This window comes from Nibricoccus aquaticus, from assembly GCF_002310495.1.
Taxonomy (GTDB): Bacteria; Verrucomicrobiota; Verrucomicrobiia; order Opitutales; family Opitutaceae; genus Nibricoccus; species Nibricoccus aquaticus.
On the sequence record NZ_CP023344.1, the window covers coordinates 3,027,156 to 3,045,874 of the forward strand.

Here is an 18,719-nt window from a genome sequence, read left to right on the forward strand (position 1 = left end):
CGGACAGGCGCGGGTTTTATGGAGTCGCAGCCGACGAGAAAGTCAGCGCGCCCGGGGATGTGGACGACACGGAGGTCGTCCCTACATCGGACGGGAAGGGTTAGGGTTTTACGGGGAGGGAGGTGACGCGGAAGGCACGGGCGGCGGGGAGGTATTGTTTCGCGAGGGCATCGATCTCGGTCTTGGTGATGGCGGCGAAATCGGTGTCGATGCTGCGGCGCCAGTCGAGGCGCTGCGGTTGCTCTTGAGCGCTGCCGAGGACGGAGAAGAGCCAGTACTGGTTGTTGCGACCGGCTTCGCGGAGGCTGGTGAGGATGGGCTTTTTGGCGCGCTCGAGTTCGTCTTCGTTGACGCCGTTGGTGGCGAGGTCGGTGGCGATTTCGAGCGTGGCGTCGGTGACGATTTTGGCTTTCGCGGGATCGACGGCGATGAGGGCGGTCATGAGACCGTAGTTGCGGTAGGTGTCGCTGGGGCCGCTGCTGGTCTGCGGGCTGTAGGCGTCGCCGAGTTCTTCGCGGATTTTCACGCGGAGGCGGTCGCTGAAGACCTCGCTAAGAACGCTGAGTCGGCGGACAGTGCGGATGTCACGGCTGTCAGTGGTTGGCCAATACAGGGCGACGTAGCCTTTCGGAATCTCGGAGGTGACGGTGAAGTCTTTGGCAAAGGGTTCAGGGAAGGCGGCCTGACGCTCGGCTTCGTAGGCGGGCTTGGGCTGGCGGGCGGGCAAGGCACCGAAGGTTTGAGCGACAGCGGCGAGGGTGGCGTCGGGGTCGAGGTCGCCGACGATGGCGATTTCGATGGGGCCGGTGGTGAGCTGGGGCGTGGCCCAGGCGCGGGCTTCGTCGAGCGTGCGGGCGAGGAGTTGTTCTTTGGACGGGAGGCCGAAGCGTGGGTCGCCGCTGGCGAGGAGGCGGGGGACTTCGAGCTGGAGCGGGCCGTCGGGGATGTGAGCGAGACGGGTGTAGAGTTGTTCGAAATTTTTATGCGCGACGCGGATCGACTCGGGACGCCAGCCGGCGTCGGTGAGGTACGCGGCGAGGAGCTGGAGCTGGAGGAGAAGGTCGTCGCGGTTGGTGAGGGTGGTGAACTGGAAGGCGTCGCCGGCGATGCGGAAATCGAGGCCGACGGTTTTGCCGGCGAGGATGCGCTCGAGGTCGTCAACGCTGTGTTTGCCGAGTCCGCCAGCGGTGAATACTTTGTCGGTGAAGTAGGCGAGGCCGGGCTGGGTTTTGGGTTCGGTGAGGCGGCCGGCGCCGATGCGGACGCTGACGCGGATTTTGCCAGCTTCGAACGCGGTCTTCTTAAGATTCAGGCGGACGTCGTTGGCGAAGGTGACGAGATCGACGTCGAGGTCGTCGACGTGTTGGCGCGAGGTGACTTTTCCGGCGGGACCGAAGTCGGTGTAGGCGAAGGCGGCGTCGGCGATGGTCGTGGGTGCGGTGACGGGCTTGGCGCGGGAACTTTCGTAAGCGGCGAGAATTTGGGCGTCGGGTGAGGTGGAAGACGCAGCGGTGGCGGCGGGCTCGATCTTGGCGTTGCCCATCACGCTGACGAAGCGACCGGGGGCGGAGAAGGCCGCGCGGAGGGCGGCGGCGCATTGCTCGACGGTGATTTTTTCCAGCGCGGGTTTGAGGAGGGCGAGGTCGTCGGCCGGGGTGGTGAAGACTTCGTCCTGGGTGAGGGCGGAGATGAGTTCGCTGGCGAGCTGGTCGGAACGGCGGGTGGAGGCGGTGAGGGCGGCTTGTTCGAGGCCGTTGAGAAAATTGGCGCGGGCCTCGGCGAGTTCGGCGGGCTGGAAACCGTGTTCGAGGGCGCGGCGTAGTTCCTGATCGGCGACGGCGAGGGCGTCGGACCATTGGGCGGGTTTGCAGGTGAGCTCGATCAGGGCGTTGCGGAAGAGATCGAAGGCGTCGTTGACGGCGGCCTGGCCGCGGGTGAAGGGGGCGCCTTCTTCCTTGACGAGGATGTCGAGGCGGCGATTGAGAATCGCGACGGCGAGATCGCGGGGGAGACGGGCGATGCGAGTGGCGGCGGTGTCGGCTTCGGGCGGGATTGGCGAGGCGGTCTGGATGGCGACGGTGGTGGCGCCGGCTTCGGGCTCGTGGTGGTAGAGTGTGCGAACGCCGTTGAAGGCGTAGGTATTTCCAATCTCAGGCGAAGGACGGGCGGGGCCGCGGGCGGTGAAAGAAGAGAAGTTATCGGTGATTTGTTTCCCGATGGCGGCGGGGTCGAAGTCGCCGACGGCGACGATGGCCATGCGGGACGGGCGGTACCAGGTGTCGTAGAAGTCGACGAAGCGGTCGCGGGCGGCCTTTTCGATGACGGACTCGATGCCGATGGGCATGCGTTTGGGGAGGAGAGTGTCGCCGATGACGAATTTGAGTTCGGCGACGAGCTGGCGGAATTCCACGGAGTCGCGCGCACGTTTTTCGGAGAGGATGATGCCGCGCTCCTTGTTGAGTTCGGGTTCGAGGAGAAGGAGGCCGCTGGCGTAGTCGGAGAAGACCTTGATGCCCTCGGCGAGGGTTTCGGTTTTCGTATCCGGAAGTTCGAGCATGTAAGCGGTGTGGTCGAAAGAGGTGTAGGCGTTGGTGTCGCCGCCGAAGCTCATGCCCATGCGCTGGAAATATTCGACGATGGTGCCGGGCGGGTAGTGGATGGAGCCGTTGAAGGCCATGTGCTCGAGGAAGTGGGCGAGGCCCTGCTGGTCGTCGGTCTCGTGGAAGGAACCGGCGAGGACGACGAGGCGGAGGCTGGCGCGTTCCTTGGGCTCGTGGTTGGCGAGGACGACGTAGTGGAGGCCGTTGGGGAGTTTGCCGAAGCGGGCGGCGGGGTCGGCTTTCAGGTCGCTGTGCTCGTGGGCGAAGCGGGGAGTCTCGGGCGGGGTTTTGGCGAAAAGAGCCGAGGCGAGCGAGACGGTTGCGAGAAATCCGAGGGTGAGGAGGCGACGCATAAAGAAGAGTGACCAATGAGCGGTGACTAATGACCAGTGAAAAATCGGGAGGAGGCCGGAGCGGTGAACGATAGCGAGTGAGGGAGAAGGGGGCGGAAGCGGCGCGAGGATTCGCGATGCTTGCACTCGGGCTCTGACTCGGGGCGAATAGCGAAGTTTCCCATGCTGTGGTTTTATCGAGTGATGTTTGTCCCCGCGCTGCTGGTTGCAGCGCCGTATTATCTTTGGCGGATGCGGAAGCGTGGCGGGTATCGCGACGGGTTCGCGCAGCGTTTTGGCGCGGTGGATGCGCTGCCGGCGAAACGGGCGGGCGTGAAACGCATCTGGCTGCAGGCGGTGAGCGTGGGGGAAATGCTCGCGATCGGGCCGGTGATCGACGGGCTCATGAAGAGAGGTGACGTGGAAATTTATCTGACGACGACGACGAGCACTGGGCACAAGCTGGCGGTGGAGCGGTATGCGGCGAAGGTGATGGCGATCGGGTATTTTCCGACGGACTGGTGTTTTTTCTCGGCGCGCGCGTGGAAGCGGATCGCGCCGGATCTGGCGATTCTGACGGAGGGGGAGCGGTGGCCGGAATTTATCGCGCAGGCGCGCAAGCGGAGTGTGCCGCTGATCGCGTTGAACGGGCGGTTGTCGGACCGGAGTTTTTCGCGGATGCGGGCGTGGCTTTGGGCGGTGAGGCCGCTGATGAGCGGGATCACGCGGGTGCTAGCGTGTTCGGAACATGATGCGGCGCGGTTTCGTGAGCTGGGGTTTTCGGCGGACAGCGTTTCTTCGACGGGGAACATCAAGTTGGATGTGACGATTCCGGTGTTAACGGAGGCGGAGCGGGCGAAGTTGCGCGGGGAGCTCGGGCTGAGTTTTGCGGGAGCAGGAGCAAGCGGAGTCGGAGCTGTGCCGGTGTTACTGGGGTCTTCGACGTGGCCGGGGGAGGAAGTGGCGCTGGTCGGAGCGCTGAAGGCATTGCGCGAGGCGGGGATTGCGGCGCGATTGTTGATTGTGCCGCGACATGCGGAGCGTCGCGGGGACGTGGAGACGGCGCTGAAGGAGACGGGGTTTTCGTTTCATTTCAGATCGCGCGGCGCGGCGGCGGGAGAGGTGGATATTGCGGTGGGCGACACGACGGGGGAGCTGAGGAAGTTCACGCAGCTGGCGGATGTGGTGTTTGTAGGGAAGAGCCTGCCGCCGCATGGCGAAGGGCAGACGCCGGTTGAGGCGGCGGCGTTGGGGCGGGCGATTTTGTTTGGGCCGGGGATGTCGAATTTCCGGCCGATTTCGCGTGAGCTGATAGAAAGCGGCGCGGCGCGTGTGGTGCATGACGCGGAGGAGCTGGCGGTGGTATCGACGTTGTTGTTTCGCGAAGCGGGAGTGCGCGCGGCGATGGCGACTGCGGCGCAGGGTTGGCACCGGGCGAATCAGGGCGCGGTGGCGCGCTCGCTGGCGGCGCTGGATGAAGAGCTGCGCAAGTTGGGCTGAATGAAAGCCCGCGTGAACGTGAGGACGGAGGCGAAGGATGTGGAAGCGGCGGGTGTTTCGAGGATTGCCGGTTAAAACGCGGTCGAAGTATGCGAGAGCCGGGGCGCGGGACGATTGAGCATACGAACTGCTAGGGTGTGTCCGCATATGCGCATGGCTTTGGAAAAAGAGATTGCGGCACCCCGGGTGGATTCTACGGTTTCCACTTTTCGTTTGATGCAATCGCACGGCCCGAAGCGCGTCTATACTCCCCACTCTCTCGAATTCTGGTTTGGTAAATTGGAAATCGACTGGGCGGGACGCTTTAGCGAATCCCAGCTCGATGAGGGGCGGCGCATCTATCGCGACGGTGAGGTGCGCGAGCTGGAATTAACAGTGAAGGATGCGATCATCCACCGGCGCATAGACAAGAAGGACGAGTACGCGGTGATCGAGTGGGATTCACGTGGGTTTTCGGTGCGTTCGTCTTCGACGGATCGCGAGCTGGCTCATGCGCTGGCGGTCGCCGGGCTTCACGAGATCGAGGAGCTGGTGTGCGACGAGATTTCGCCGTTGCCGGTAGCACTTCCGCCTGAAGGCGAGAAGACCGCGGGCAGTCACGACAAAGGTTCATCGAATAATGGGCACGGCACGAATGGCGGCGGTAATGGACATGTCGCCAACGGTAACGGGCACGCTGCCAGTGGAAACGCGCACAAGCCTGCGGGGCTGGCGGCTTCGGCGGCGGGCGCTGCGGGTGCGACTTCTTTATCGCGCGGCAGTCGGGCGACGGCGGCAGGAGCGGCACTGGCTTCGGCGTCGCGCACACTCTTGCTGGTTTTCAAGACGCTCGCGGATGGGCTTTCTTTTCAGGCGAACTGGCAGAATCCCAATAAGAGCCGCGTGCCGGCGCTCGGTGCGGCCGCGCAGGCGGCGAAGGCGGCGGTCAGCTCCAGCGAGCGCGCGAAGTTGATCGGCCTGGCGGCGTATGCGCGCAAGGCGCACTTCAGCTACGATCAGAAGAGCGGCGAGTATTTGCTGGGGTCGGTCGCGGAGATCCCGAATTTCCTGAAGGTGACGCTACCGGCGTGGAAGCGGCTTTTCTCCATCGAGCTCGATGCACTTGCGGCGAATTTGTTGAAGGGTCCGCGCACGATCGAGATCGAGGCGGTGGCGCAGAAACGTGGTGGGAACGATCAGGCGCTGGACCTGCGCTGGATTTTCAAAGCGGGTGAACGCCTGCTGACTGACGATGAAGTCGCGCTCATCACGAAGCGTGGCGTGAGTCCGTTGATCATCCCGGAGATCGGCATCGTGGCGTTGCCGGCGGACCGTCTCGAATCGATCAAGGCGTGGCAGAAAAACGTGAGCGAGACTCACGCGGACGGCGCGATTTCGCCGTACCTGATTTTTTCTCTCTATAGCGACGCGCGGTTCAAACTCACGCTCTCGCCCGAGCTCGAAACCTGGCGCCAGACTGTGCTGGCGCCGACGCCCGCTCCGCAGGCGTTGCCCGAGCTGCTGCGTCCGTATCAGCGGCGGGGTGTCGAGTGGATGCACCATCTGTGCGATGTCGGCTGCCATGGCTTGCTCGCGGATGAGATGGGCTTGGGCAAGACGCTTCAGGTGATCACGCTGCTGGCGACGCGCGCGGTGAAAAAACGTCCGAGCCTCATCGTGTGCCCCGCGAGTGTCGTGCCGGTGTGGCGCGAGGAGATAGCGAAGTTTTATCCGCAGCTCGTCGTCGATGTGCTCAAGAGCGGGCACGATTTTACGACGCGCAAAGACAACGACGGCGTTGTGTGGCTCGCGAGCTACACGCAGCTCCGCAAGCATCGCACGTTGCTGGACAAAGTGGAGTTTGGCTACGCGGTGCTCGATGAAGGGCAGTTCATCAAAAACCCCGACGCGAAGGTGACGCAGACGTGTTTCGCGGTGCGCTCGGCGCATCGTATCGTCCTTTCGGGCACGCCGCTGGAAAATCGTCAGCTCGATCTGTGGTCGATCTTCCGGTTCCTGCTTCCGGGGCTGCTGGGGTCGCGCACGAGCTTCGAGTCGTCGCTAAATGTTGACCGCTCCGCCACGCTGGCGCGGCTGCGCGCGCAGCTCGCGCCGTTCATCCTGCGCCGCACCAAGACCGAGGTCGCCACGGAGCTGCCGCCGAAGGTCGAGATGGACCTGCTCTGCCCGCTCACCGATGTGCAACGTGCCGAGTATGCGCGCATCTGCTCCGAAGGCCTTACGAGGCTCGGTGACGACGTGGGCGCGGCAATGCGGGAAAAGTCTTTTGGCTTCCTCGCGTTGCTCACGCGGCTACGGCAGACGTGCTGCGATCCGGATATGCTGCCGTGGCTCAAAGCGCCGCTATCGGACTCGGGCAAGATTTCGCTGCTCGTGGAGAAACTGGCCGAGATCGTCAGCAGCGGGCACAAGGTCGTGATCTTCTCGCAGTTCGTGATGCTGCTCGACCGCGTGCGCGAGGCGCTGGCGACGAACTTCCCCGATCTGCCGCGCTATGAGCTCACCGGCATGACGCTCGACCGGCAGAAACCGGTGCAGTCGTTTCAGACTGCGCAAGGAGCTGCGGCGATGCTGGTTTCGCTGAAGGCAGCGGGCACGGGCATCACGTTGCACGCGGCGGATTACGTTTTCCTGCTCGATCCTTGGTGGAATCCGGCGGTCGAGGCGCAGGCAGTTGATCGTGTTCACCGCATCGGCCAGAAGAGCACGGTGTTTGTGTATCGCATGATCACGGCGGGCACGATCGAGGAGCGCATCCAGGCATTGCAGGCGTCGAAGAAAGATCTGTTCGACAAGCTCATCGGTGGGCTTGGCGGCGATTTCGACCTGAGCCAGCATTTCAGTTCGTTGCGCGATCTCGTGCAGCTCACGACCGCGCAGGTCGCGGACGAGTCGGAGCCGGAGCATCTGGGCGGGGCGTGAGGCGTTTGGAAGCGATTTGACGGCTAAGTTGAATCGCAAAGGCGCGAAGCGGCTAAGAGGCTGACGCGTTTTGACGATGTCCGCCATTCAGACCCAGTGAATGGCTCTGAAGCGGGTAGATTATCGGGACTCTGACTTAGCACCTTTGCGTCTTTGCGATTCAAAATCCAGGCGGCTGCGCTCACGGGTTTTTCCCAAATAAGGCGGAGTTCACACGTTCGTAACCATTCCGCCACAATCCTGTCGCGCGGGGAGGGCAAGGTCTTGGTGCGTTGGCGTCCAGCCGGCGTGTTCATCCAAGAAGACAATACAACCAAGACCTAAGAATCGTATGGCTAAGAACTCACTCAAATGGCTCGCCCTCGCTGGCGTCGTCGCGCTCGGCGCCACGACCGTCTCGTTCGCCCAGGACAGCGGCGCGCTCCTCAACCTTCTCGCTAAAAAAGGCATCATCACCGATCAGGAGGCCGAAGATCTTCGCGCCGAGCTGACCAGCGAGTTCGCCGCCAATACCTCGGCCGGCAAGCTGGACATGTCGCCCTCGCTCACGAAGTTCAAAATCGCGGGCGATCTCCGCGTGCGTTATCAGTACGATAACGAGCAGGCCAATCCCGCCGGTGCCGCCAATAACATGGATCGCAGCCGCTATCGCTATCGCTTCCGTCTCGCGACCACCGCGAGTCTCGGCGCCAAGTGGACCGCCGGCCTGCGTCTCGAATCGAACACCGGTGCGACCTCGACCAACAACGACTTCGCCAGCGGCACGGATAATTTCTCCAAGGCTACCGATGCCGTTCAGGTCGGTCAGGTGTTCATCCAGTACAATGATACCAACGTCATCGGCGCTGATGCCTTCGACTTTCGCCTCGGTAAGTTTGGCCACAAGTTCTTTAACCCAGGCGTCAACGGCTTCTGGATCGACAGCGACATCAACTTCGAAGGCGCCGCGCAGGAGCTCGTGTACAACAACCTGATCGCTAACAGCTGGGGTCTGAGCCTCCGCGCTGGCGAGTTTATGCTGAACTCGAACTCCACAGCAGGAGCCGTCGCCAACGATCCGTCGTTCCTCTTCATCGCCCAGGCCGAGCTCGCGAACAAGCAGTGGAAGATCGCTCCGACCTTTGCCGCTTTCGCTGCGCCGTCCGCTCACGACGCGGGGCTCAACGCCGCCGCACTGGCTAACGACACGGCGGTTTACACCGACCTCGCCACCTTCCTCGTGCCGGTTGAGTTCTCCACGACGCTCGGCTCCAAGCCATTCGCGGTTTACGCCACCTACGGCATCAATCTCGAAGGCGAAGACCGCGCCCGCCGTCTCGCCCAGACGAACACGGTCGATGACGACGCCACCCTCGGTAACTTCGGTGTCCGCTACGGCGCGACCAAGCTCGCCAAGGAATACCAGCTCACCGCCGAGTATCGCTACGTTGGCAACGGCGCTTACTCGTCGCTGCTCCTGGATTCCGATTTCAACGGCGGCTATCTCAATGGCGAAGGCCTGATCGTCTCCGGCAGCTACAACATCACCGACTCGATCAACGCGACGGTCACTTACTTCAACTCGTTCAACATCGAGGCCACCCGCGCCGCTGGCGGCTCGACTAACCGTGGCAATGGCTTTGGCCAGGCCCAGGTCCTCCAGGTCGATCTCTCGGCCAAGTTCTAACCCGATTAGCGTCACCTTTAATCCGATACTCACATGAAAAAATCCCTCCTCCTCCTTGCCTCGCTCCTCGCGGTCACCGGTCTGGTGCGCGCCGAGAAGCTCGTTATCAAGGGCTCCGACACGCTTGGCGCCAAACTCGTCCCGATGCTCTCCGAAGAGTACAAGGCGAAGAACCCCGGCACCTCCTTCGAGATCGCCGCAGAGGGCTCCACCACTGGCATCACCGCCATCACCGACGGCACCGCCCAGATCGGCATGTCCTCCCGCCGCGCCAAGCCCACCGAGATGTCGGCCGCCAGCGCGAAGGGCGTCACCATGAAGCCGATCATCGTTTGCTACGACGGCATGGCCGTGATCGTGAACGAGAACAACCCGCTCGCCGCGCTCACCACCCGTCAGGTCGAGCAGATCTTCACCGGCGATGTCACCGACTGGTCCGCCGTCGGCGGCACGCCTGGCAAATTCTCGATCTACACGCGCAACACTTCCTCGGGCACCTACTCCGACTGGAAGGAGCTCGCGATGAAGCGCCGTGATTACGCCACTTCATCGCAGAAAATGGCGGGCAACGAGCAGATCGTTTCCGAAGTGGCCAAGAACCCGAACGGCATCGGCTACGTCGGCCTCGCCTACATTCACGCTCCTGGAATCAAGGTCATCTCCATCGGTGGCGCCACGCCCGACAAGGAGTCCGTGATTTCCAAGAAATACCCTTACGCCCGTCCGACGTTCTACTACACGAACGGCGAGCCGAGCGGTGAAGCGGCCAAGTTCGTTGAGTTCACGCTCAGCGACGAAGGCCAGAAGATCGTCGAGAAAGTCGGCTTCGTGCCGGTCCGCTAAGCGGACTTCGCGAGTCCCTGCATCATCACAGATCTTTCCCGTTAGTGTTGTTGTTTAAGTAGTCGCGGGCGCGCCGGTGTTTTTGTCGGCGCGCCCGTTTTGTTTTTAGGATTTCCCGCGCTCCCGACGCCTCCCGTCCGGCTTTGTTACGAGAACGTAACCGAGCCCCCGTTGACCGATTTTCACCGTCCTTTGTCCTCTCCCGTCATGGCCACCAGCATCACCGCCGACACCCGCCCGCCCTTCGTCATTGCGAAGGCGCGCACGCGTTTTTTCGGCCTCTCGCTTGATGAGTGCATCCAGTCTTTCTTCGGCGGCAGTGCGGCGGTCGCAGTCATCGTGCTCGGCCTGATCACGCTTTTTCTGTTTCGCGAAGGCTCGGCCTTTTTCACGCAGAACCAAAAAAACCTGACCGTGTACCGGCAGGCAGGCCTCGAGTATGTCGACTTCATCCGCCAGCAGGAACGCGATCACACCGCGCTCACCCGTTACCTCTCCGATCTGCGTCTGCGCACGCTGACGCATTTCACGCAGGTCGAAAAACTTTCCCTGGCCGACGCTAACGCGAGGCTGGCGGACTTCGACGATTACGCAGGCCGTTACAGCGATGCGGTCGGGCCGATCCGCGGCTTCGTCTCTGATCTCGGGGATGTCGCCACGGGCATCAAAACGAAATTCGCGGTCAACGAAGACCGCTTGATCGAGCGCAGCCAGCTGCTCGCCGCAGGCAAGACGGCCGAGGCCGCTGCGCTGGTGATTGCTCCCATTGATTTCAAAACCGAACTTCAACCCATCCTCGGCGCGCTGCCCGCCTACAAGGAGGCCAGCGAGGCGTTTGCCGCCGAGCTGACCGCACTGGGCGCATCGGCTCCTGCGCTGCCCGCGCCGGAGCTGCAGGCCCGGATGGAAAAATTCAAGAGCCTCAACAGCGCGTACATCGCCGGATTCCCGGCCGTGGTGAAACAACTGGAGACGTGGGATTACACGCTCGCCGTTCCCTTCTGGCAGTCGTTCACCGCGTTTGTTTTTGGTCGTGAGTGGCTGACGGCGAGCTTCTGGCAGGATTGGTACGGCATCCTCCCACTGCTCACGGGCTCGCTCATGGTTTCGCTTGTCGCACTCGTCATCGCGGTGCCGCTCGGTGTCGGCGCGGCGATCTACGTGAACCAGATTGCCCGGCCCACTGAGCAAAAGCTGATCAAGCCATCCATCGAGTTTATCTCGGCGATTCCGTCCGTCGTGCTGGGCTTTTTCGGTATCGCGATTCTGGGCACGTTCCTGCGCGACATCTCCCAAGTCGAGTGGCTGCAATGGCTGCCGGGTTTCCCGATCGCCGAGAGACTGAACGTGCTCACGGCGGGCGCTCTGCTCGCGTTGATCTCCGTGCCGACGATTTTCACGCTCGCTGAAGACGCCATCAACAACGTGCCGCGCGCTTTCAAGGAGGCCTCCTTCGCGCTCGGTGCGAGCAAGCTGCAAACCACGGTGAAGATCATCGTGCCTGCCGCCCTCTCGGGAATCATCTCGGCGGTGCTGCTGGGTTTCGGGCGCGTGATCGGTGAGACGATGGTTGTGCTGCTCTGCGCGGGTAACCGCATCGCGATCCCGGATTTTTCCGCCGGTCTCGGTGCGTTTACTCAGCCGGTCCACACGATGACGGGCATCATCGCGCAGGAGATGGGCGAGGTCGCCAATGGCAGCATCCACTACCGCGCGCTCTTCGTGGTCGGCATCGGCCTTTTCTTCCTCTCTCTGCTGATCAACTACGTGGCGCAGGTCATCGTCCGCCGCTACCGCATCTCGATCGGATAACCCGCCATGAGCAACGCCATCGCCAATCCTTTTGCCCCCAAGCCCAGCGCAGGCCGTAGCGCAGAGAAAACGCTCTTCTGGGCCTTCCGTCTCGCGACGTACTTCGTGCTGCTGTGCGGCGCGTTTGTTTTCGGCAGCATTTTTTTCAAAGGCTCGCAGACCGTTTTCCGCAGCGAGTTCCCGTTCATCAACGTGCCATTCCTCACGCAGGCACCGGAGACGCTCAACGTCTTCGAGTACAAAGGCGAAAAGCGCGAAATGGGCGCTACCGAGTTTCGCGCATTCCGTGAGAAGGAAGAGACTGCCGCGAAAGCCGCAGGGCAGCCTGCACCGCAGATCAAGATTCTGGAGAGCATCGCTTATTCGGCGGGCGGTATTTTCCCATGCATCGTCGGCACGGTGCTGCTGGTGATCGGTTCGATGAGCATCGCGCTCGTGCTGGGCGTTTCCAGTGCGATCTACCTGAGCGAGTATGCGAAGGACGGACCGGTCGTGCGCGCGATCCGGCTCTCGATCATCAATCTCGCCGGTGTGCCCTCGATTGTATTCGGCCTTTTTGGCTTCGGCATGTTCGTGAATTTCTTCGGCTGGAACACCTCGCTCATGGCGGGCTGGTTCACGCTGGCGTTTATGGTGCTGCCAGTGGTGATCACCGCGTCGGAAGAGTCGCTGAAAGCTGTGCCGAAGGGTTTCCGCGAAGGCTCGCTCGCTCTCGGTGCGACTAAGTGGCAGACGATCCGCAAGGCGGTGCTGCCATACGCACTCCCGGGAATTTTGACCTCGTCGATCCTCGGCATCGCGCGTGTCGCGGGCGAGACCGCGCCGATTATGTTCACCGCCGCCTATGTGATGAGCGACAAGCTCCCGTGGGATGTGGCGAAGGTGAGCGATTTCTTTTTCCAGGGTGTCATGGCGCTGCCGTATCACATCTACGTCGTCAGCTCCAAGATCCCGCAGAATGAGTACACCGAGCGCGTCCAGTACGGCACGGCTTTCGTTTTCCTGATGATCGTCGCGAGCATCGCGATGGCTTCGATCATGCTCCGCAACAACCTCCGCCGCCGCTACAAATGGTGAACGCCACGTCCAACTTTTCTACGCCTTCCATGGAACCGACTTCCGCCGCCACGCCCGCCCGACGCACGATCAACGTGCCCTCCGAGCGTTCCGCCAATCTGCCTCCCGCGAATACGCTCATCGATATCGAGCAGCTCGATTTCTATTACGGTGCGAAGCAGGCTCTCTTCGACATCAACTTGAAGCTCGACGAGAAACGCGTCACCGCGTTCATCGGGCCGTCGGGTTGCGGCAAGTCCACACTGCTGCGCTGCATCAATCGCATGAACGATCTGATCGACGGCACTGCGGTGAAGCGCGGTTCGATCAAGATCCGCGACATCAACATCCACCGCTCCGACATCGACCCCATCGAACTGCGCAAACGCGTCGGCATGGTCTTCCAGAAATCGAATCCCTTTCCGAAATCCATCTACGAAAACATCACCTACGGTCTGCGCATCCAGGGCATCAGCAACAAGGCAAAGCTCGATGAGGTCGTAGAAAAATCCCTGCGCGGTGCCGCGCTCTGGGATGAAGTGAAGGACCGGTTGCACGAAAGCGGTCTCGGCCTTTCCGGCGGACAACAGCAGCGTCTGTGCATCGCACGCGCCATCGCGGTCGATCCCGAAGTGCTCTTGATGGATGAACCGTGCTCGGCACTCGATCCCATCGCGACCGCCAAAGTGGAAGAGCTGATTCACGAACTGAAGAAACAGTTCACGATCATCATCGTGACGCACTCCATGCAACAGGCCGCGCGTTGCTCGGACAAGACGGCGTTTTTCTACATGGGGAAACTCATCGAGTACGCCGACACGCGCACGATCTTCATGAACCCCGCCAATGCGCAGACCGAGGCGTATGTCTCGGGACGCTTTGGCTAAGCCGATAGTTTGGATTCTTCACCCACACCCGCCGCCGCCCTTAGACAATGAAACGCTTCTTCGATTCTGAACTCGAAACCTTCCGCTCACATCTGCTCCTCATGGGCGAAAAATCCATGGAGCAAGTCCGCCAGGCGCTGAAAGCCCTCGTCGAGGGCAACATCGCTCTCGCCGATCAAGTTATCGCCGCGGACGACGAGATCGACCAGCTCGAGATGAGCATCGATGACGAAGCGATCCGCTACATGAACTTGCGCGCGCCGATCGCGACAGAGCTCCGTCTCGTGATCGTGGGCATGAAGGCGTCGCACGATCTGGAACGCGTGGGCGACGAAGCCACCAGCATCGCGAAGCGTGCGGTAAAGCTCGCCGCCGAGCCGCCGCTCAAGCCGTACGTGGACATCCCGCGCATGGCCAACATCGCGCTCGAGATGCTGCGCGATGCACTCGATTGCTTCCTCCACGGCGATGAAGCGAAGGCGATGGCGGTGGTCCGTCGCGATTCGGAAGTCGATTCGATCAACAAGCAGCTCTACCGCGAACTCACGAGCTACATGATCGAGCGTCCGCAATCGATCAGCCGCGCGCTTGAGCTGATGTTCATTTCAAAATCCATCGAGCGTATTGCCGATCACGCGACGAATATCGCGGAGGAGATGGTGTTTCTCGCGCACGCGAAAGACATCCGGCATAATGACGAGCTCAAGAAGAGCGGTGGCTCTGGGTCGATCTGAGCGGGCTAGTGAACGGTCTAGGGAGCCGATTGGGGGCGGCACGGAGCGCGGTGACTCGTCTCAATCCGCCACTTCGAGGCGGGCGAAGAAGCGTGGGGCGTTGAGGGGAACGGTGAGCGTGACATTAGTCGTGAGATCGGTCGGCTCCGACAATGTTTGAACCGTCGTCCACGTGATCAGGTCGGTCGAGGTTTGCACGCGATAGGTCACGCCGGTCGCCGGTGTTGGGAAGCGAAAGACGCGCGTGGTCGCTGAGGCCGGCAGGAGCTCGGGATGTTGCGCGGGCGCGAGTGGTGTCGCGGGGCTTTGGTGACCGAGAGCGTATTTCAGCAGATTATTTTCGGTGCCTCCGCCGAGGACGGAGGATTTTTCAGCGAGGCCGGAGACGATCTCCGCCGGGTGGAACAAGCGGCCTCGCCATTGCGCGTAGGTTTCGCGTGAGGCGGTCGGGCGGAGTTTCAACGCGAGATCTTTGGTGAAGGCGGGCAGGGAAATCGTCAGCTCAGTTCCTGTCGTGGCTGTGAGCAACGGGCCGGTTTGTTGCGCGCCGGTTTGCGGATTGAAGAAATAAATCTGCCAGTTGCCCGCGGTGAGTCCGTTGAGCGTGAGCGTGGCACCGGTCACGGCTGGTGGACTCGCAGCCCATTCGCCGAAGCTGCGGTCGAGGACGTAGGCGTAGGCGCTGGTGGGATTTTGCAGAGCGTAGCCGCGTAGTGTGGTGGTAGTAACGCCATTGATGGCGAGCGCGGGCGTGGAGTTCGTGAGGTGGCGTGGGTCTTCGCCGGACCAGAAGCGGGCGAGCGGCTGATAAGCGGAGAATAGATCGTAGCGTTGGAGGTAGTCGTCCCAGAACCAAAACATGTTGGGCACGCGTTTCAGACTGCCGATCCAGCTGCACTGGCGGATGTGGTCGCCCCATGTATCGGGGTGCGGCCCAGCATAGGGCGCGTTTGGCCAGGTGCCGGAACCGTACTCGCCGATGGCGACGGGCTTCGCGTAGTGCGCGAGGAGATCGTCGTCGAGTGTGGCGACGGCCTGGGCGATGGGATCGGCGTAGGTGTGTTCCTGGAGCACGTCGATGGCGGGGTGCGTGTCGAGTAGGTCGAGTTGTGCGCGCGAGGTGCTGGTCGTGACGAGGTGTCCGTACGGGTCGATAGACTTGAGATAGGTGGACATCGTGCGATGCCAGCTAGCGACGTCGGCGTTGGTGCCGTTGGTGAAGTTGGCTTCGTTGAAGAGCTCCCACGCGAGCACATGCGGCGAGTAGCTCCAGCGGGCGACGATGTAGCGGTATTTTTTCTTCGCCTGGGCGATGGCGCCGGTATCGGTGAAAAACTGCGCGGGCGAGGCGAGCGTGCCGCCTTTGGCGGTGTTGTAGGGATTCTCGCTCCACATGGGGTTTGTGGTCGTCGAGTAGAGTCCGTGGTGTTCCAGAACCATCTGGAGGTACACGCCGGAGGTGGTGGCTTGGTCGATAACGAAGTCCATGAGCGCGGCCGGTTCCTGCGCGTAGCGGCCGAGGCCTGCATAGGGACCGAACCAGTGATCGGCGCTCCACTCGATAGACTGGCGGGCAAAGGGCGTCATCCAGACGCGGGTCCAGTTGCAGCCGTTGGCGGCCATCTTGCCGAAGTAGTGGGAGAAAAACGTACCGAGGGAGCCGTCATTCCAGCAGAGGTTGAAGCCGAGCGGTATGAACGGATCGCCGTTGTCGAAGCGAAAACCCTGCCGATCGGTCGCGTCGAGAGCGACGAAACCGGTCGCGGTCGCCGCGGTGACTTGAAGCGGCTGCGCGGCAGACGTGGTCTGGCCGAGTGTATCGGTTATCCGGATAGCGACGGACCAGGCACCGGCGGCTTCGGGAGTGAGGCGGATGCGCCACGAGCCGGCGCTGGGAGCGGTGAAATTGGCGTAGGTGCCGAGCGTGCGCGTCTCCCAAGTGACCGGTTCGTACCAGAAGGCCGGCAGTGTGTAGGTGATGCCGCCCGGGCCGGTGACGAGGGCGTCGACGGACACGATGTCGGGATCGTAGGGATTGGTGTAGGTGCGCGAGAGCGTGATCGCTGCTTCGGCCTTGGCGTAGGCGGGCACGGAAGAGGTGAGCCAGGAAAAGGCAGTGACGGTTGCGGTGACCGAGCCGGGCGGCTGCACGCCGCCGGAGTCGCGCAGGTAGTAGGTGGAGATATCGACCCAGTCTTCGCCGACGTTTTCGAACGTGAACGTGTGGGTTCCGGCGGTGACGAGCACCTCCCAGGTTTCCGCGACGGTGAACGTATGGCGGGCAAGTTCGACACCGGCTTCCTTGAGCACGACGGTTTTTGTCCCGGAGGAAGACACCCCGCGCGCTATCAGGCCGATCTTGGCGGCGCTCGGAAGTGTGGCGGTAAACGTCACAGTACGGCCATAAGCGGTGTGCCAGCTGCCGTGGAGATAGGACGAGACGGTGGACATCGCCGGCGAAGGCGCGCCGTTGGAGTCGAGTGTGATGACTGGATTGGGCATGCCGGCGGCCCAGTTGGCGCCGGGGTTGAGCTCGTGGTTAAACGTCTGCGCGAAACTTGTCAGGAGCAGCGCGAAGAAAACGAAAGGAACGCGGGTGTGGCAAAGCGCCGTGAGGAAACGTGACGAGACGGGAAGCATGTGGGGTAGCCGGCCGGGCGGTGCGGCGAGGTTGATTCTATCGCGCCGCCCGGCCGAGGACTATGAGTTCCCTTGCCCGTGAGTTGAGGAAATCAGGCGAAGAGCTGGCGGGGGATTTTTATGAAAGATCCATCGATGCGAGTGAGGCGTTCGAGGCGACGGATTTCGTTCGGGCGCGCTGAGTGGCATCGCAAGAGGGTCGGGCGCAAATAGGTGCAGTGCTGATCAACGCCCCGAGAGGGCGTCACCACTCGATCAAGCCAGTGGCAGACGCAGCTGGAAGGTCGCGCCGTTGGGGCTGCTGTGCGCGAGGGCGAGTTCGCCGCCGAGCTGGCGGGCGAGGAGGTGGGAAATGGCGAGGCCGAGTCCGGTGCCGCCGGGGCGGGTCGAGCGGCCGGGTTCGAAGAGACGCGTCTGAATTTCTGGCGGAATGCCGGGGCCTTGATCGGCGACGGCGAGAGTGAGAAGGCCTTCGCCCTTGATGAGGGAGACATCGATGCGGCGGCCGCGCGGAGTAGCGGCGATGGCGTTTTGGATGAGGTTGGCGGCGATGAGGCAGAGGAGACTGCTGCGGTGGTTGTCGAGCGCGTGGGAGAATTTTTCGCTGACGGCGAGTTCGACGCCTTTTTCGAGAGCGGCGGCGCGGTTGCGCCGCTGGATCGTATCGGCGATCTCGCGACCGGTGAGTTCGTACACGGCCTGGGAGCGTTCCTCGCCGAGGAGTTCGACAGCTTCCTGGATGAGCGCCTGGAGCTGCGTGGTGTAGGCGGCGGCGTGTTTCCAGGCTTCGCCTTCGCGGTCGGCGACGACGGCGCGCAGGCCGGCGACGGGGCCCTGGAGGCCGTGGATGAGGTGGCTGGTGATCTGGCCGAGGGCGGAGGCTTTGGCGGAGAGGGTGAGCTCGAAGTTGGTCCGCATGAGGCGCTCGTTGCGCTCGGCGATGGTGCGCTGGGCGCGGCGCAGGCCGAGGTGGGCGCCGGTGAGGACGAGGATGATGAGGCCGCTGCCGATGGAGAGGGTGGCGGCGGCCTGGCGGTTGACGCGCTGGTCGATGATGGCGAGCTCGGCGGTGAGCGGGCGGGCGTCGATGTAGTAACGGGCGAAGCCGGCGAGCAGACCGATGCCGCCGCCGTTGAGCGGTAACAGGACTTCAAGTACGGGGGCGCGTGTGCCGGGGGCGAGGCCGGTGAAGTGTTCGTCGAGGGGGAAAGCCGGGTGGTAGCGGCTGATGGTATCGCCGCTGAGGAGCACCGAGAAATCCTCCCACGGGAGTTCGACGAAAGGCATCGAGGACGGGACGGTTTGCAGGGTGCGGCCCTCTTCGTCGAAGACGGCGACGGCCAACATGCCGGGCTGGCGGGCGCTTTTGAGGACGGCGGTGAGGGCGGCGACGGAGCCGGGGAGCAGGGTGGAGTTGGCGGCTTCGCTTTCGAGGAGTTGCTGGGCGGCGAACGGGTGGAGGACGGTGGCGTCGCGCTCGATGAGTTTCTGGCGGATCTCGCCGCGCAGGTCGCCGGCGAAGCGCAGGACCATGAAGGTCAATATGGCGATGAGGAGCGCGCCGGTGGCGGCCGTGAGCAGCAGGAGACGCGCGCGGGGGAGGGCGGTAGCGGGGCGTGATGTAAGTGGGGCGGAGGCCACGGGGTGGGTGGGAGACAAAAACGATTCGCCGATGACGGGTGAGATCATCGGCGAAGGAAGGGGAAGATGCCAGACTGGAGCTGTGA

Annotated in this window: 11 protein-coding genes; 8 read left to right on the plus strand and 3 right to left on the minus strand. The window is 62.6% G+C overall.

Features of this window, described 5'->3' with window-relative positions:
• Positions 1 to 100: 100 nt before the first annotated feature.
• Positions 101 to 2,953 (minus strand): M16 family metallopeptidase, encoded by a 2,853-nt coding sequence (locus tag CMV30_RS20765; RefSeq protein ID WP_096056272.1) that lies wholly within the window; start codon positions 2,951 to 2,953, stop codon positions 101 to 103.
• A 162-nt stretch (positions 2,954 to 3,115) separates the two neighbouring features.
• Here CMV30_RS20765 and CMV30_RS12115 point away from each other — a divergent pair, with 162 nt between their 5' ends.
• From CMV30_RS12115 to phoU, 8 genes are all read left to right on the plus strand, one after another.
• Positions 3,116 to 4,432 carry a 3-deoxy-D-manno-octulosonic acid transferase gene (locus CMV30_RS12115; RefSeq protein ID WP_096056273.1) on the plus strand — a complete coding sequence of 439 codons (1,317 nt, stop codon included), beginning with the start codon at positions 3,116 to 3,118 and terminating at the stop codon, positions 4,430 to 4,432.
• Between the two features lie 216 nt (positions 4,433 to 4,648).
• Positions 4,649 to 7,354: a DEAD/DEAH box helicase gene (locus CMV30_RS12120; RefSeq protein WP_096057744.1), complete on the plus strand. Its 2,706-nt coding sequence runs from the start codon at positions 4,649 to 4,651 to the stop codon at positions 7,352 to 7,354.
• A gap of 331 nt (positions 7,355 to 7,685) precedes the next feature.
• Positions 7,686 to 9,020 carry a putative porin gene (locus tag CMV30_RS12125; RefSeq protein ID WP_096056274.1) on the plus strand — a complete coding sequence of 445 codons (1,335 nt, stop codon included), beginning with the start codon at positions 7,686 to 7,688 and terminating at the stop codon, positions 9,018 to 9,020.
• A 33-nt stretch (positions 9,021 to 9,053) separates the two neighbouring features.
• Positions 9,054 to 9,863, plus strand: coding sequence for a phosphate ABC transporter substrate-binding protein (locus CMV30_RS12130; protein ID WP_096056275.1), 810 nt, complete (start codon positions 9,054 to 9,056; stop codon positions 9,861 to 9,863).
• Positions 9,864 to 10,070: 207 nt separating this feature from the next.
• On the plus strand, positions 10,071 to 11,675 hold the full coding sequence (pstC, locus tag CMV30_RS12135; RefSeq protein WP_096056276.1) for a phosphate ABC transporter permease subunit PstC: 1,605 nt from the start codon (positions 10,071 to 10,073) through the stop codon (positions 11,673 to 11,675).
• Positions 11,676 to 11,681: 6 nt separating this feature from the next.
• Positions 11,682 to 12,752 carry a phosphate ABC transporter permease PstA gene (pstA, locus tag CMV30_RS12140; RefSeq protein WP_096056277.1) on the plus strand — a complete coding sequence of 357 codons (1,071 nt, stop codon included), beginning with the start codon at positions 11,682 to 11,684 and terminating at the stop codon, positions 12,750 to 12,752.
• Positions 12,753 to 12,781: 29 nt separating this feature from the next.
• Positions 12,782 to 13,618 carry a phosphate ABC transporter ATP-binding protein PstB gene (pstB, locus tag CMV30_RS12145; RefSeq protein ID WP_425437041.1) on the plus strand — a complete coding sequence of 279 codons (837 nt, stop codon included), beginning with the start codon at positions 12,782 to 12,784 and terminating at the stop codon, positions 13,616 to 13,618.
• A gap of 47 nt (positions 13,619 to 13,665) precedes the next feature.
• Positions 13,666 to 14,352 (plus strand): phosphate signaling complex protein PhoU, encoded by a 687-nt coding sequence (phoU, locus tag CMV30_RS12150; RefSeq protein WP_096056279.1) that lies wholly within the window; start codon positions 13,666 to 13,668, stop codon positions 14,350 to 14,352.
• 60 nt (positions 14,353 to 14,412) lie between these two features.
• On the opposite strand, the gene CMV30_RS12155 is transcribed toward phoU, so the two are convergent.
• Positions 14,413 to 16,992: a cellulase family glycosylhydrolase gene (locus CMV30_RS12155; RefSeq protein WP_096056280.1), complete on the minus strand. Its 2,580-nt coding sequence runs from the start codon at positions 16,990 to 16,992 to the stop codon at positions 14,413 to 14,415.
• Between the two features lie 255 nt (positions 16,993 to 17,247).
• Positions 17,248 to 18,681, minus strand: coding sequence for a sensor histidine kinase (locus tag CMV30_RS12160; protein WP_138223276.1), 1,434 nt, complete (start codon positions 18,679 to 18,681; stop codon positions 17,248 to 17,250).
• Positions 18,682 to 18,719: the final 38 nt, after the last annotated feature.

What these genes read in the sequence shown, in the direction of transcription:
- pstA (WP_096056277.1), top strand. Translation starts at nt 11,682, where the DNA reads ATGAGCAACGCCATCGCCAATCCTTTTGCCCCCAAGCCCAGCGCAGGC.
- CMV30_RS12160 (WP_138223276.1), bottom strand. Translation starts at nt 18,681, where the DNA reads ATGATCTCACCCGTCATCGGCGAATCGTTTTTGTCTCCCACCCACCCC.
- CMV30_RS12115 (WP_096056273.1), top strand. Translation starts at nt 3,116, where the DNA reads ATGCTGTGGTTTTATCGAGTGATGTTTGTCCCCGCGCTGCTGGTTGCA.
- CMV30_RS12120 (WP_096057744.1), top strand. Translation starts at nt 4,649, where the DNA reads ATGCAATCGCACGGCCCGAAGCGCGTCTATACTCCCCACTCTCTCGAA.
- phoU (WP_096056279.1), top strand. Translation starts at nt 13,666, where the DNA reads ATGAAACGCTTCTTCGATTCTGAACTCGAAACCTTCCGCTCACATCTG.
- pstC (WP_096056276.1), top strand. Translation starts at nt 10,071, where the DNA reads ATGGCCACCAGCATCACCGCCGACACCCGCCCGCCCTTCGTCATTGCG.
- CMV30_RS20765 (WP_096056272.1), bottom strand. Translation starts at nt 2,953, where the DNA reads ATGCGTCGCCTCCTCACCCTCGGATTTCTCGCAACCGTCTCGCTCGCC.
- CMV30_RS12155 (WP_096056280.1), bottom strand. Translation starts at nt 16,992, where the DNA reads ATGCTTCCCGTCTCGTCACGTTTCCTCACGGCGCTTTGCCACACCCGC.
- CMV30_RS12125 (WP_096056274.1), top strand. Translation starts at nt 7,686, where the DNA reads ATGGCTAAGAACTCACTCAAATGGCTCGCCCTCGCTGGCGTCGTCGCG.
- CMV30_RS12130 (WP_096056275.1), top strand. Translation starts at nt 9,054, where the DNA reads ATGAAAAAATCCCTCCTCCTCCTTGCCTCGCTCCTCGCGGTCACCGGT.
- pstB (WP_425437041.1), top strand. Translation starts at nt 12,782, where the DNA reads ATGGAACCGACTTCCGCCGCCACGCCCGCCCGACGCACGATCAACGTG.